Annotated in this window: 13 protein-coding genes; 6 read left to right on the top strand and 7 right to left on the bottom strand. The window is 63.0% G+C overall.

What is annotated here, in order from left to right:
• Window positions 1–16 precede the first annotated feature (16 nt).
• Both gstA and AC1D13_RS05460 read left to right on the top strand, forming a co-directional pair.
• Window positions 17–625: a glutathione transferase GstA gene (gstA, locus tag AC1D13_RS05465; RefSeq protein ID WP_477689116.1), complete on the top strand. Its 609-nt coding sequence runs from the start codon at window positions 17–19 to the stop codon at window positions 623–625.
• Window positions 622–1,719: an NAD(P)H-dependent flavin oxidoreductase gene (locus tag AC1D13_RS05460; protein ID WP_477689115.1), complete on the top strand. Its 1,098-nt coding sequence runs from the start codon at window positions 622–624 to the stop codon at window positions 1,717–1,719. Before gstA ends, AC1D13_RS05460 begins: the two co-directional genes overlap by 4 nt.
• A 76-nt stretch (window positions 1,720–1,795) precedes the next feature.
• Here the strand turns inward: AC1D13_RS05460 and AC1D13_RS05455 are convergent, their stop codons facing one another.
• The 5 genes from AC1D13_RS05455 to AC1D13_RS05435 form a co-directional block, all read right to left on the bottom strand.
• On the bottom strand, window positions 1,796–4,999 hold the full coding sequence (locus tag AC1D13_RS05455; RefSeq protein WP_477689114.1) for an error-prone DNA polymerase: 3,204 nt from the start codon (window positions 4,997–4,999) through the stop codon (window positions 1,796–1,798).
• Window positions 5,000–5,006: 7 nt separating this feature from the next.
• Window positions 5,007–6,467, bottom strand: coding sequence for a DNA polymerase Y subunit UmuC family protein (locus AC1D13_RS05450; RefSeq protein ID WP_477689113.1), 1,461 nt, complete (start codon window positions 6,465–6,467; stop codon window positions 5,007–5,009).
• Window positions 6,427–7,272 carry a translesion DNA synthesis-associated protein ImuA gene (gene imuA / locus AC1D13_RS05445; protein WP_457282728.1) on the bottom strand — a complete coding sequence of 282 codons (846 nt, stop codon included), beginning with the start codon at window positions 7,270–7,272 and terminating at the stop codon, window positions 6,427–6,429. Before imuA ends, AC1D13_RS05450 begins: the two co-directional genes overlap by 41 nt.
• 194 nt (window positions 7,273–7,466) lie before the next feature.
• On the bottom strand, window positions 7,467–8,267 hold the full coding sequence (locus AC1D13_RS05440; RefSeq protein ID WP_457282727.1) for a hypothetical protein: 801 nt from the start codon (window positions 8,265–8,267) through the stop codon (window positions 7,467–7,469).
• 221 nt (window positions 8,268–8,488) lie between these two features.
• Window positions 8,489–8,995 carry a disulfide bond formation protein B gene (locus AC1D13_RS05435; RefSeq protein ID WP_477689112.1) on the bottom strand — a complete coding sequence of 169 codons (507 nt, stop codon included), beginning with the start codon at window positions 8,993–8,995 and terminating at the stop codon, window positions 8,489–8,491.
• 247 nt (window positions 8,996–9,242) lie between these two features.
• Between AC1D13_RS05435 and AC1D13_RS05430 the strand changes: the two genes are divergently transcribed.
• Together AC1D13_RS05430 and AC1D13_RS05425 are read left to right on the top strand one after the other, a co-directional pair.
• On the top strand, window positions 9,243–9,653 hold the full coding sequence (locus AC1D13_RS05430) for a VOC family protein (protein WP_477689111.1): 411 nt from the start codon (window positions 9,243–9,245) through the stop codon (window positions 9,651–9,653).
• Window positions 9,654–9,739: 86 nt separating this feature from the next.
• Window positions 9,740–10,015 (top strand): DUF2277 domain-containing protein, encoded by a 276-nt coding sequence (locus tag AC1D13_RS05425; protein ID WP_436154801.1) that lies wholly within the window; start codon window positions 9,740–9,742, stop codon window positions 10,013–10,015.
• Window positions 10,016–10,086: 71 nt separating this feature from the next.
• Here the strand turns inward: AC1D13_RS05425 and AC1D13_RS05420 are convergent, their stop codons facing one another.
• A complete protein-coding gene (locus tag AC1D13_RS05420) occupies window positions 10,087–11,121 on the bottom strand; it encodes an SDR family oxidoreductase (protein WP_477689110.1) in 1,035 nt (344 codons plus the stop codon).
• A gap of 95 nt (window positions 11,122–11,216) precedes the next feature.
• On the opposite strand from AC1D13_RS05420, the gene AC1D13_RS05415 reads away from it, so the two are divergent.
• Window positions 11,217–12,104: a LysR family transcriptional regulator gene (locus tag AC1D13_RS05415; RefSeq protein ID WP_477689109.1), complete on the top strand. Its 888-nt coding sequence runs from the start codon at window positions 11,217–11,219 to the stop codon at window positions 12,102–12,104.
• 307 nt (window positions 12,105–12,411) lie between these two features.
• Window positions 12,412–12,765 (top strand): hypothetical protein, encoded by a 354-nt coding sequence (locus AC1D13_RS05410; protein WP_477689108.1) that lies wholly within the window; start codon window positions 12,412–12,414, stop codon window positions 12,763–12,765.
• A 72-nt stretch (window positions 12,766–12,837) separates the two neighbouring features.
• On the opposite strand, the gene AC1D13_RS05405 is transcribed toward AC1D13_RS05410, so the two are convergent.
• Window positions 12,838–13,926, bottom strand: a complete 1,089-nt coding sequence (locus tag AC1D13_RS05405; RefSeq protein WP_477689107.1) for a sulfate/molybdate ABC transporter ATP-binding protein — start codon at window positions 13,924–13,926, stop codon at window positions 12,838–12,840.
• Window positions 13,927–13,935: the final 9 nt, after the last annotated feature.

Here is a 13,935-nt window from a genome sequence, read left to right as displayed (position 1 = left end):
TTTGATCAAGGAACCCATGAAACTGTTTTTCTCTCCTGGCGCCTGCTCACTGGCTCCCCACATTGTTCTGAAGGAAACCCGGCAGGCCTTCAAGCTTGAAAAAGTTGATACAGGCACCCACACCACCGCAGACGGGGCCGACTACTACGCCATCAACCCCAAGGGTGCCGTGCCGCTGCTGGAGCTCGAGAGCGGCGAGCGCCTGACCGAAGGCCCCGTCATCGCCCAATACATTGCCGACAAGGCAGGCCGCGCCGACCTGCTTCCGGCCGCCGGCAGCATGGACCGCTACCGCGTGATGGAGTGGCAGAACTACATCACCTCGGAGCTCCACAAAACCTTCACGCCGCTCTTCAACCCGGACCTGGACAGCAGCGCCAAGAAAACCCTGGCCAGCGTTCTGCGCAAAAAATACGAATGGGTTAACACCCAGCTGCAGTCCAAAGACTATTTGCTCGGCAAGTCCTTCACCGTGGCCGATGCCTACCTGTTTGCCGTCACAGGCTGGGCCAAGTACGTGTCGCTGGACCTGGCGGACCTGAAGCACCTGCAGGATTTCCTGGCACGCGTGGCCGGCCGGCCCGCCGTGCGCGAGGCCCTGAAGGCCGAAGGGCTGCTGGCATGAGCCGCTGGAAAACCACGGCCCTGACCCAGAGGTTGGGCCTGGCAGCGCCGATTGTGCAAGGTCCCTTCGGCGGCGGACTTTCCTCGGTGGCGCTGACCGCGGCGGTCTGCGAAAGCGGTGGGCTGGGCTCGTTTGGCGTGCATCACCTGACAGGCGCGCAAATTGAAGAAACGGCGCAGGCCATACGCCTGAAAACAAAACGGCCTTTCGCCTTGAACCTGTGGGTGCCGCATGAGAACAGCGAGGATCCGCCACTCACAGACCCGCAGTTCGAGCAGCATCTGGCGTTGCTTGCGCCCTACTTCAAGGAACTCGGTGAACCCCTGCCGACCCGGCCCGAGCGTTTCAGCCCGCGCTACGAAGATCAGGTGCAGGGCCTGCTGGCAGCGCGCCCCGCAGTGTTCAGTTTTGTGTTCGGCATTCCGTCGCCGGACATCCTGCGCCAATGCAGGGCGCTTGATATCGTGACACTGGGCGCCGCCACAACGCCTGAAGAGGCGATAGCGCTCGACAGCGCCGGCGTCGACATGGTGGTGGCAACCGGCTTTGAGGCTGGTGGGCACCGCGTGTCCTTTCTCCGCCCGGCCGACAACTCGCTCACCGGCACACTGGCGCTGATTCCGCAGGTGGTCGACGCGATCAAGGCCCCGGTCATTGCCGCAGGCGGCATTGCGGATGGGCGCGGTATTGCAGCGGCCCTGGCGCTGGGCGCCCAGGGCGTGCAGATTGGCACGGCTTTCCTGGCGTGCGTTGAGTCATCCGCCAGCGACATCCACCGCCAAAAGTTATTCAGCCCCGACGCCAGGTACACAGCCCTCACCCGTGCCTTCAGCGGGCGGCTGGCGCGCGGCATTGAAAACCGTTTCATGAACGAGTTGAAGGTGCATGAAGGCCACATTGCGCCCTACCCGGTCCAGAACTGGCTGACAGGCCAGATGAAGCCGGCGGCCATTGCCCAGAGCAGAACAGACTTGATGTCGCTTTGGTCCGGTCAGGCCGCACCGCTGCTCAGGCACCGGGATGCAAGCTCGCTGATGCAGGCGCTGCAGCAGCAAACTGACGACGCGCTAAAGCGGGTTGCCGGGTCAGTCTGACCCTCAAGCAGGATTTGTCTGATGACAGTGCATGATGATGGATTGACTGAAGGTGCCTGATTGAGGTGCGGTCACCTCAATGAAAATCGCGGCTCGATGTGCCCAGCCGCCCCAGCAGCGGCGTGAGGTCTTCGAGCCGGTGCGCCACCAGGTTGCGCACCGCGCCGTAACCTTTGGCGCTGCCGCGTTCTTCACTGCGCTGCTCTTCACTACGCTGCCATGTACCGTACACCGCCAGCAGCCGGGCATGCAGCACCTCGCCGCGTTGCGCCTCGCGCAGTGATTTCCAGATGATCACATTGACCGGCCCGGTTTCGTCTTCGAGCGTGACGAAGATGGTGCCCTTGGCGGTTTGCGGCTGCTGGCGCACGGTGACGATGCCGCAGCCGGCCACCTCTTCACCGTCGGGCAAGGCATTAAGCTCGCTGGCGCTCAGCAGGCCCCTGCGTGACAGCCGTTCCCGCAGCAAGGCCACCGGGTGGCGCCGCAGCGTGAGGCCGGTGGCCTGGTAGTCGAACAGGATGTTTTCGCCCTCGGGTGTGTCGGGCAAGGCCAGCGGCGTTTCGTGCGTGGGCACCGATTTGAGCAGGCGTGGCGCCAGTTTGATGGCCGAAGCCTCCCAGACCTGCTGGCGCCGGTGTCCGGCCAGCGGCAGCAGGGCATCGGCGGCGGCCAGCGCGTTGATTTCGAGCGTACCCAGCTGGGCGCGCGACACCAGGTCTTCCGTCGAAGTGAAAGACGCTTGCGCCCGCGCCTCCACCAGCCGCAGTGCAGCTTCTTTGCGCAAACCGGCCACCAGGCGCAGGCCCAGGCGCACCGCCGGCTGCGTATCCGCAGGCAGCACACCCTGCGGCTCCAGCGTGCAGTCCCATTCACTGTGCATGACGTCCACTGCGCGCACCTCCACCTGGTGGCGGACAGCGTCCTGCACCAGCTGGGACGGCGTGTAAAAGCCCATGGGCTGCGAATTGACCATGGCCGCCAGAAAGCAGGCCGGCTCGTGGCGCTTGAGCCAGCAGCTCACGTAGACCAGCTTGGCAAAGCTGGCGGCATGGCTTTCCGGAAAGCCGTAGTCGCCGAAGCCCAATATCTGACTGAAGATGCGCTCTGAAAATTCGGCGCTGTAGCCGTTTTTGACCATGGCATTGACGAGGCGGCCATGAAACCGGTCTACCCCGCCCTTGCGCTTCCAGGCCGCCATGGAGCGGCGCAGGTCGTCGGCCTCCCCGGGTGTGAAGTCAGCGGCGATCATCGCGATCTGCATCACCTGCTCCTGGAAGATCGGGATGCCCAGCGTGCGTTCCAGGGCCGGGTTCAGCGCCGGGTATTCCGGCACGACGTCTTCGCCCCGCCGCTTTTTATCGCGTGCCTTCAGGTACGGGTGCACCATGCCGCCCTGGATGGGCCCCGGCCGCACGATAGCGACTTCCACCACCAGGTCGTAGTAATTGCGCGGCTGCAAACGCGGCAGCATGGACATCTGGGCCCGGCTTTCAATCTGGAAAACACCCACCGTGTCGGCTTCGCAGATCATGTCGTAGGTGGGTGTGTCGTCCGGCTCGATCTGGTGCATCTCCAACTGGCTGCCCCGCGTCTGGTTCACCAGCGCCAGGCAGCGCCGTATGGCCGACAGCATGCCCAGCGCCAGCACATCCACTTTCAACAGGCCCATGGCCTCCAGGTCGTCTTTGTCCCACTGGATGATGCGGCGGTCTTCCATCGAGGCCGGCTGCACCGGCACCAGCCGCGTGAGCTTGCCCTGGGTCAGGACAAAGCCGCCGACATGCTGGCTCAGGTGACGCGGAAAGCCAATAAGCTGCGCCGACAGGTCAAACCATTGCAGCACCGGCCCTTCTCGGCCCTCCAGCCCGGCTTCCTTAAGTTTTTCCTGCAGCACCTCGCTGCCGTCAAACCAGAAATGCTCTTTGGCGAACAGGTCAATCAGTTCAGGCGCCATTGCCAGCGCCTTGCCCACATCGCGGATCGCGCTGCGCGGCCGGTAGCTGATGACGGTGGCGGCAATGGCGGCGCGGTCGTGGCCGTATTTGCCGTAGATGTACTGGATGACTTCTTCACGCCGTTCATGTTCGAAGTCCACGTCGATGTCGGGCGGTTCACTGCGCTCGCGGCTGATAAAACGCTCAAACAGCAGCTTGCTTTCCGCCGGGTTGACAGCCGTGACGCCCAGGCAAAAACACACCACCGAATTGGCCGCCGAGCCACGTCCCTGGCAAAGGATTTCCTTTTCTCTCGCAAACCGCACGATGTCGTGCACGGTGATGAAGAACATCTCGTATTCAAGTTCCTCGATCAGCGCCAGTTCGAAACCCAGCTGCCGCCTGATCTTGTGGGGAATGTGATACGGATAGCGTGTATGGGCGCCCTGCCAGGTCAGCCGCCGCAGCCACCGCGAAGGCGTTTCGGCCGCCGGCACCATGTCTTCCTGCGGGTAGCGGTACAGGTTGCGGATCTCATCGAGATTGAAATTGCACCGCGCCGCCACTTCCAGCGTGGCACGCAACAGGCTGGCGGGGTAAATCTCGGCCAGGCGCATGCGCGGCCGCAAATGTGCCTCGGCATTGGGCTGCAGCGCAAAGCCGCATTCGTGCACCGGTTTGCCCAGCTTGATGGCGGTCATCACATCGTGCAGCGGCTTGCGTGAGCGCTTGTGCATCAGCACATGGCCGGCCGCCACCAGCCGTATGCCGGTGCGCTGCGCCACCTCCTGCAGCTGCTGCAGGCGCAGCGCGTCGTCCAGGCCCTGCAGCAGCTCCACCGCCAGCCAGGCATTGATGCCAAAAAGTCCTGCAGCCCAGGCGCAATGAGCGCAAAGCGCTTCTGTATTGATAGCACTCGCACCTGCTTCATGCAGGGGCGCGAGCAAAATTTCGCAATCCCCCAGCCGGGAGAAATCCGTTTCGCCCAGCGCGACGCGGTAGCTGCCTTTTTCCACCACGTCACCGGCCTTGCGCGCTTCGGTGATGAACTCGCACAGGTTGCCCCAGCCTGCCGCGTTGTGCGGCAGCACCACCAGCCTGAAGGCATCGGGCGCCTGCACCAAAAATTCCGCGCCCGGCAGCAGCTTGAGGCCCATCTCTTTTGCCACCTCATGCGCCCTGACCACCCCGGCCACCGAACATTCGTCGGTGATGGCCAGCGCCTTGTAGCCCAGCTCGGAAGCGCGTTCGGCCAGTTCCTGCGCGTGCGAGGCGCCACGCTGGAAGCTGAAGTTGCTCAGCGCGTGCAGTTCGGCGTAATCGGGAAGTGCGTAGGCAGGCATGCGGGCCTCAGGCAAAAAAGCCGTGCAAATACCAGGTGCGCTGCCTGCCGGCCTGGGCGGCGGAGCCCAGCCTTTCGCTGTAAACCCACAGCAAGCTGCCCTGCTGGCTGCGGTAGATGTAGTAGTCGCGAAACGCCCACGGCTTTTCACACAGGCCCGGCTCAGCGTTGCGGTTTTCGTGATCGGCCAGCAGCCATTCGGCAGCCTCCAGCCGCTGCGGCCCGGCCAGGCGCGTCAGCTTGCCCTGGTACACCGGGCTGTTGCCTGCAGCTTGCAGCTTCAGCGGCTCGGGCAGCAGCCAGGCAGGGTACAAGGCTTCAACCCGGGCATCCGGAAAAGCATGCGAAGTGGTTTTTCTTAAGCCTTTTAGAGCCCTGGCGCGCACTGGTTGTGCGCAAGCAGCTATCGATTTAATAGCGCTTCGGGCGCTCACCCAGCGCTGCATCAGCTCGGGCCGGTGGTCGGTGCAAGGTTGCCAGGCTTGCACATTGGCATCGCCCAGGCGGGCGCTCAACCGCTCGAGCAGCTCCACCACGCTGTCGCCCTGCCGGCGCGTTTCCATCAACAGGCTGCCGGTGGCGGCTGCCGAATCGGCCAGCAGCTCGGTGGCCAGCGACTGCAGCGTCAGGCTGTGCACCGGCGCCGGCAGCTTTTGCTGCGCCAGGTGCTCTGAGATGAGGCGTGCCATGTGACGCAGGTCTTGTGCAGGCTGGGCGGTGCGAATCTCGAGCTCGCCGGTCGGAGGCACATCGCGGCGTTTATCCAGGTGCCAGATGATTTTCAGGGCGCAGAGCCCGCTCTGCCGCCCCAGCAGCCAGGCGTGCAGGTGAACCAGCAGGCGCTCAACGCCCGCCATCAGCGCGGGCCCATGAGTGACCAGTGCGTTGAGCTCCAGTTTTTCCTCAAAGTGTTCGGGCAGCACTTGCCACGCGTAGTCGTCGGCGACGGTGCCGCGGGCACGGTCCAGCGCCTCCAGCAGCTCGGCGCCAAAACGCCGCGCCACGCCGTCACGCGGCAGGAGCAGCAGGTCGTCCCAGCTGCGGCAGCCAATGCGCTCCAGCACAGCGAGGTGCGGGCGGGCGGCCGTCAGCGTGTGCATGGGCAGGTCGGCCACGCGTTTTTTCATCGCGCCGGCCTGGCCTTGCTGCATCCGAAGCCGTAGTCTTAACCGCCCGAGCGCTATCAAAGATGTAGCACCTTGCGCACGTTCTATAAGGGCAACAGCCTGATTTGATTCAAAAAACAGCTCAATTTTCTGCGCCAGCAGCTGCATCAGCCACGCCAGCCCGCCAAACAGGCGCAGGCTGCCCGTCACGTCCATCAGCACCGCTTCGTCGACCAGCGCGACGCGCGGCGTGAAGCCCAGCGCCAGGCTGGCCACCGCTTGTTGCACGGCGGCGGCGTCCTGGGTCCATGACTGCACCGCGTCAGTGGTGATCGAGATGCGCAATGCGATCCAGCAACGCATGGATGGGGCTCCGGGGTGAAGTAACAGGCAGCGACACCAGCGACGGCAGCAGGATGGGGGCAAGCTCTTCCCGCTTTTGCCGGGCCCTGTCGCGACTGGCTGCCAGCAGCGCTGACAGCCGGGCGGGCCGGGTGTCGAGCAGCACCGGCGCAGCCAGTGGCGGGCCGCGGCGCTTGAGCACGTGGACCAGCAGATTGCCGCCCTCCTGCACAGCGCCTTCCAGCAGCAGGCGCAGCGGCGCGGGTGACGATTCGTGTTGGGCCCGCAGCGGCCGGAACACAAACAGCAGCTTGTGGTGCGCATGCGCGGCAATCTGCAGGCGGCGCAGGTGGGCACTGCGCGCATCCGGCAGCCAGGCCAGCACGGCGGTCACGTCAGCGCACTGCAGCGCCTCTCGCGTGGCCCAGAGCAGCGAAGGCGCGTCACCGGGCTTGCCGTGAATGCTGATGAGCCGCCGCATGTCGATCTGGCGCGCGCCCAGCGCCGGGCCAAATGGCAGATAAGGCGCACCGACCAGCGCCGTCAGTTGCGCGCCAGGCTCATCCGGTGCGGCGGGCTGGTTGAGGGCCCGGGCCAGACCGGGCGCCAGCAAACCCCATTCCTGCTGGCCCGCCTGCGGCAGCAGCAGTTCAACCAGTGCGCCCTGCGGCCAGCCTCCTCCTGGCAAGGCCAGGTCGAGCGCCGCATAACCTGTGGCCACCGTCTGCACACTCGCGCTGCCCAGTTCGCCGGCCCGCCAAACCTGGGCATTCAGGGCGTCGGCAAAGTCCGGCAAAGCGCTGGGCATTGCGGTAAGGGTGGGCATGGAAGGTGGTCCGGATCAAGCTGGATGTACTGTATTTATGTACAGTATATGATCGATTCGACGCCCTGCCAACCTGCATGAAACCCGGGTACCCCAGTCGAGAATTATTCACCCCGGAGCCACCGGGAAAACCGGCACCTCCCTGCAAATCAGGATGCAGCGCGCTTGCCGGCGGTACCGCTGTTCTCGCGCGTCTAGAGTTTGGGCGGGAGTGGCCGGCCCACGTTGTGGGCGCCCTTGTCGGCCGCCTCCCAATACGCCTTGTCCAGCGTGCCGGGGTGGTTCTTGACCGGGGTGCCGACCGGCACATTGCCAGGGCGCTGAACGCCCTCCACCGAATAGGTTTTCAGCTTGGGCTTCTCGGTGGTGGAGGGGTTGAGCTCATGAAACTCGTGCGCCACCTTTGAAGGGTTTTGGGGAGACAACTTTTGGCCACGAACACTCGCCAGCGTTTCAATGTGCGTCATGCACCGCGTCGTGTAGGGGTCGGGTGCCTCACCGAACAGGTGAAACACGCCGTGCTGCTGACGTTCGCTCGTCATCTGCTTGAGCTTCCAGAGCTCGAACACCGACACCTTTGCGCGCATCGCCTCCTTGGAGTCATAGCGGTATTCCCGTCCCTTCTTGCGATCGCTTTCTGGGGCCGGACGCGCCAGGAAGCGGTCCCTGTGCTCGGTCGGTGTATGGCTGCCATAGGCCAGGTTCGAGTAAGGCTTGGACTCGTCTATGCCGGTCAGCTGGTTCACGGCGCCAAACTTTGGCAAATCTGTACGGGGTGGGCCACTGCCCATCCGGAAATCTTCGTAATGACCCCACGAACCCCGTCCGTATTTGACGGTCATGTGTTCCGGCTGTTGTGGATTCGTCGTGTTTCTCCACGTGGAGAACTTGACCGGCACCACCGGCTGGTTTCCCAGGAAATAGGCACTGGCAGCGGCGCCGGCACTCGCCAGGACCGGGAAGCCAAAGCGCGATAACACCCTTCCTGCTGCCATGGGGACCATCCTTGTGCCGCAGCGCGGCAATGTTGATGAGCTGACCTTCCGGTAAAACCGACGACTGGATATTCAGTCTAGTCATGGCGCGCGGCTGGCGCCATCCCCTTTTTCAGGTGAAAAATTACATGCTTCGGCTATGGGTGCGTCGCTGCGGCCCTCAAGCTCGCAGGATGAGCTGGCCGGGGGCAATGCGCCGCCAAACTGGCGATGTGGTCGATTCAGCGCTTGCGCGCCTGGCGTGCGATCAGCAGCAAGCCCACGACCGCAATAGCCACAAAACACAGGAAAGACCAGTTGGCAATCGAGCCGCCCAGAAAGGTCCAGTCGATCTTGGTGCAGTCGCCGCTGCCCTTGAAGATCATGGGAATGGCGCGTTTGAGCGGAAAGGTTTCAATCATTCCGTAAAAGTCGCGGCCGCAAGAGGCAATTTCAGGCGGATACCACTGCAGGAAACTTTGGCGCGCCGCCACAAAAGCACCAAAACCCGAGAGCAGCACCATCAGGCCTGAACCGGCGATCAGCAGGCCCCGGCTTTTGGCGATGGCCGTCACGCCCGCCACCACCGCCACCAGCACCAGCGCATACCGCTGCACGATGCACATCGGGCAAGGCTCCAGGCCCACCACATGCTGCAGGTACAGGCCAAAGGCCAGCATGGCCACGCAGGCCACGGCGATCAGCGCCAGCACGCGGCGCGGCATGGCGTCGAAATACGTCAAAAACATCAGGGAGCCCTCTTTTTTCTGGATGAATTATGAATTGTCCAGGGGTTCGGGCGTTTGGTGCCGGATAAGTTCCCTTCGGCGATACATGCAGGGCAGATTCTTCGCCGCCTTACCCATCCCTGTCGCTCCCGCCCCCTGGTCCCCTCTCGCCCTAATTTGCCAGCGTTTGTCCTACAGATGGGCCACCCCGGCGGGCGTAGATTTTCAGGACGTCAGTTTTTTTGAAGATCCCAGAAAGGACCCCATGATGGAAATACACCGCGGACGACTCATCGACCATATTCACCTGCGCGCCCATGACCTCGCGGCCAGCAAGCGCTTTTACCGCGCCGTGCTGAAGTCACTGAACAAGGAAAGTGCCATCCAGGAAGCCGACGATCATTTTTCCGGCGACGAGTTGTGGATAGACCAAGCCGACGGACCTACCTCGCACGTTCATCTGGCTTTCCGGGCCAAAGACCACGCAGAAGTCAAAGCCTTCTACGAAGCCGCCCTGGCCGCAGGCGGCACCGACAACGGCGCGCCGGGTGAACGCAAATACCACCCCGGCTACTACGCCGCCTTTGTGCTGGATCCGGACGGCAACAACATCGAAGCGGTGTACCACGGGCCTTTTGTGGCGTCGGCTGAATCAGTGGTGATCAGGCCCGCTGAATAGATACAACCAGGCTGGGCGAAGGGTTGCGGCTGGCGGCAAAATGCGCCGTGGAATGATTTCCAAGTCTTTTGCTTCAAGGAGCCGCCATGTGCCGCAACATCAAGACTTTATTCAACTTCGAGCCGCCGGCCACGGAACTGGAAATCCGTGACGCCTCGTTGCAGTTTGTGAGAAAGCTCAGCGGGTTCAACGTGCCGTCCAAGGCGAACGAGGCCGCGTTCGATCGTGCCGTGGAAGAGGTGGCGGCCTCGGCACGGGTTCTCATCCGCACACTGGTGACCAACGCCGAGCCGCGCAACCGTGAGGTGGAAGCAGAACGGGCGCGTGCCAGGTCGGCGCTGAGGTTTGGCACGAGCCAGTAGCCGCCCTCCCCCAAGTCGGCCTCGCCCAACGAAAGCGCTTGACGACATCAAAAGGCCGAGCTTGACTTGCTTCAGCTGCGGCGGACACTTCCATGGTTGAAATCCCCGCCATGCGCAACAAGGCAGCCCAGCCCTTGCAGTGTTTCCTCCACGGCAATGTCCAGCGGCGTGTGCGGCTCCGCGCCGAGCATCGCCACCAGGGCGGCGTTGTCCATGCGTACCGGCGTGTTCCAGAGGTAGCGCATCTGGCGCAGCTCGCGCAGGGTCTCAACAAAGGGCGCGGCCAGCGTCACCGCCCACCAGGGAAAGGATTTGATAGACGGCTGAGGGCCACCGCGGCGTGCGACGACACGGCAGATCGCTTCAGCCAGCTGGCGGCCGTCGGCGTCCCACTGGCCGTTCATATGGAAGGTTGCAAATGCAGGCAGAACGTCGCGCCGTGCCAGCAAGGCGACCATGGTACGCGCCACATCCGGCAAATAGGCCCATTGGTGACCGACGCCAGGCTTGCCTGGGAGCTTCACACTGCGTACCGGAACACCCGGCCGAACCAGGCCTTGCGAGAACCAGCTGTTCCCGGCACCCGACCCGAAAAAATCCCCCGCGCGCACGATGATCACCCGGCAGCCGCCCTGGCCGCTGTCGCTGGTCGCATCCTTGAGCCGCTGCTCGAGCTGCACGCGAATCGCACCTTTGGCAGTTTGCGGGTGTTGCGGTGAATCCTCCCGGAGGCTGGGAAATGCGTCTGGCCCGTAGTTGTAGACCGTGCCCGGCAGCACGATGGTCGCGCCCTGCGCCCGGGCGGCCGCAATCGTGTTGTCCAGCATAGGCAGCACCAGCTCGCCCCAGCGACGATAGCCGGGCGGATTGACTGCGTGAACTATCACGCCGCAGCCTTGTGCTGCAGCCATGACGTCGCCGGGATTCATCGCATCGCCACGCAGCCAGGTGATGCCGCCACGTTGCTCGCCCGGCCGCGGCTCGCCACGCCTAAGCGCGCGAACCTGCCAGCCTGCCGCCTCCAGTTGCCGCGCGACTTCCCCGCCGATGCCACCGGTTGCGCCCAGCACCAGTGCTGTGTTTGATTTGTCTTGTTTGCTGCTCATGTCAATTTCCCAAAAAAGTTGTCATGGGGAAATTCTGGGCCCCGGGACATCAAAATGGAATTGACTAAAGCAGGGTAACGGCTATACATTTTTGTATGGAAGAAGATGCTGGCTGGGAGCTTTACCGTTCGTTTTTAGGGGTGCTGCACGAGGGTTCGCTCTCAGGTGCGGCACGGTCTTTGGGGGTGGCACAGCCTACGGTCGGACGCCATGTCGCCTCCCTCGAAAAGTCGCTCGGCCTGGCGTTGTTCACGCGCTCACAAACCGGTTTTGCGCCGACCGAAGCCGCGCTGGGACTGCGGCCCTTCGCCGAAGAAATGGCCAGCGCCGCAGCCGCCCTGCGCCGCGCCGCCGAAAGCCAGGGTGACGGTGTGCGCGGCACGGTGCGGGTCACGGTGAGCGAAGTCATCGGTGTTGAAGTGCTGCCGCCCATCGTCGCGCAACTGCAACGCACGCACCCGGGCCTGACCATCGAACTGGTGCTGACCAACCGCGTGCAGGACCTGCTGCAACGCGAAGCCGACATTGCCGTGCGCATGACACAGCCCAAGCAGGACCTGTTGATCGCTCGCAGCGTGGGCGAAGTGGAACTGGGTCTCTACGCACGCCGCGATTACCTGGATGCGCGCGGCACGCCGCAGTCGTCAACGGACCTGGCGCAGCATGCGCTGATCGGGTTTGACGAAGAGACACCCTTCCTGCGTTCGGCGCGCAAAGCCTTGCCCGCATGGAAGCGGGCGGCGTTTTCCACGCGTACCGACAGCGACCTCGCGCAACTGGCACTGATACGTGCCGGCGCCGGCATTGGCGTGTGCCAGTCAGCGCTGGCGGCGCGTGACCCCGCCCTGGTGCGGATTCTGCCTGGCGAGTGGTCCTTCAAACTCGAAACCTGGCTGACCATGCACGAAGACCTGCGTCACAGCCCGCGTTGCCGTGTAACCTTCGATGCATTCGTCGAAGGTTTGAAGCAACATATTGGTTGACGTCGGGCAAGATTCGATCTGCATTACCGGCTGCCTGCACACACCCGCAACTACCCTTCCACAAACACCCTCGCCTTGCGCGGTGTCACGACGGCATGTCAATAAACAGTTTTTCAAATTTGGCGTGCAGTGCAATTTGCAAGCGGCCGCGGTATTCTGCGGTATTGCGGGATATATCAAAGTTAGGTTACCGATGTTTGGTCGAATCGATCTGAAGTTTCTCAAACAACCACAGCTAACCGACTGGCGGTTCGTAGGTTGTTATCCTGGCCTTCACTACACCGTCTATCCACAGTACGCCTTTCGCGTGCCTGATTCTGAAGAAACCATAAGGATCACGCGCGCGCCGAAACTGCAAGGGGACAACGGACTGAGATTTTGGCTTTCAGCCGAGTGGGCGCAAGGGTGGAATGGTCGCGAGCAGTTCATGTCTTCCTATGTCGCGAGTGCTGCATTTGAGGTTATTTCTGAAGCCGAGTTCAATACGTTGGTCGCAGCACAGTCCGGGGAGTTGCTGGTTGCACAGCCGCTGCCCCTGCATTCCCAACAGGGCTTCGTTGGCGCACTGGTCTTGTATTCGATGAAAACCGACTTGATCGTTTCTCTGTTCGCCGAGTACGAGGATGAATTCATTCATTTCTACTGGGACACAACCTCCTAAGGTCTTCGCCATGCATGCCGCGCATGCCTAACACGTACCATCCCCTTCGTCGCGCGCGGCCTGACTCCAACTTTAACTCTCCACAAATACCCTCGCCTTGCGCGGCGTCACCACCAGCATGTCGCCTTCGCGCAAGCCCATCTCGGCAAACTGCTGCGAGGTCATCTGGGCTTCGATGATCGAGTCGCCCGAGACGTTGCCCTTTTGTTCGTAGCCTTCGGCGGGAATCAGTTCCAGCCGCGCGATCGGGCCGATCACGATGGCGCGTTCCAGGTGGGCGACGATGCCTTCGGCGCCCGGTGCATAACGCTGCACGTCCAGGTCGTGCGGGCGCACATAGGCAAAGGCCTTGGCGTCCTGCGCGCCGGCGTGTTCGGGTGAGTTGAGCCGCAGGCCTTCAAGCTGCACTTCGCCTTCGTGCGCGCGGCCGTGGAACAGGTTCACGTCACCGAGAAAGCCGTACACAAACGGGCTGGCCGGGTGGTCCCACACCTCTTGCGGGGATCCGATCTGCTCGACCTTGCCCTGGTTCATCAGCACCACACGGTCGGCGACTTCCAGCGCTTCTTCCTGGTCATGCGTCACAAAAATGCTGGTGACATGCAGGTCGTCGTGCAGGCGGCGCAGCCAGCGGCGCAGCTCTTTGCGCACCTTGGCGTCGAGTGCGCCGAAGGGCTCGTCGAGCAGCAGCACTTTGGGCTCTACCGCCAGCGCGCGGGCCAGGGCAATGCGCTGGCGCTGCCCGCCTGAAAGCTGCGACGGAAAGCGCTCGGCCAGCCAGTCAAGCTGCACGAGGTTGAGCAGCGAATGCACTTTTTCCTTGATCTGCGCATCGCTGGGCCGCTGGCCGCGCGGTTTGACGCGCAGGCCGAAGGCCACGTTTTCAAAGACGGTCATGTGGCGGAACAAGGCGTAATGCTGGAACACGAAGCCGACCTGGCGCTCACGCACATGCACCTCGGTGGTGTCTTCGCCGCTGAAGAGGATGCTGCCGCGGTCAGCGGTTTCCAGCCCGGCAATGATGCGCAGCAGCGTGGTCTTGCCGCAGCCCGAGGGGCCAAGCAAGGCGACCAGTTCGCCGGATTGAATGTCCAGGCTGACGTCGCCCAGTGCCTGGAAGTCGCCAAAATGTTTGCTGACGTTGCGGATTTCGATGCTCATGATGTTTTC

Source organism: Polaromonas sp. P1_E12 (assembly GCF_056405975.1).
Note: the sequence above shows the minus strand (reverse complement) of the source record. Positions and strands in the feature narration are given on the sequence as shown.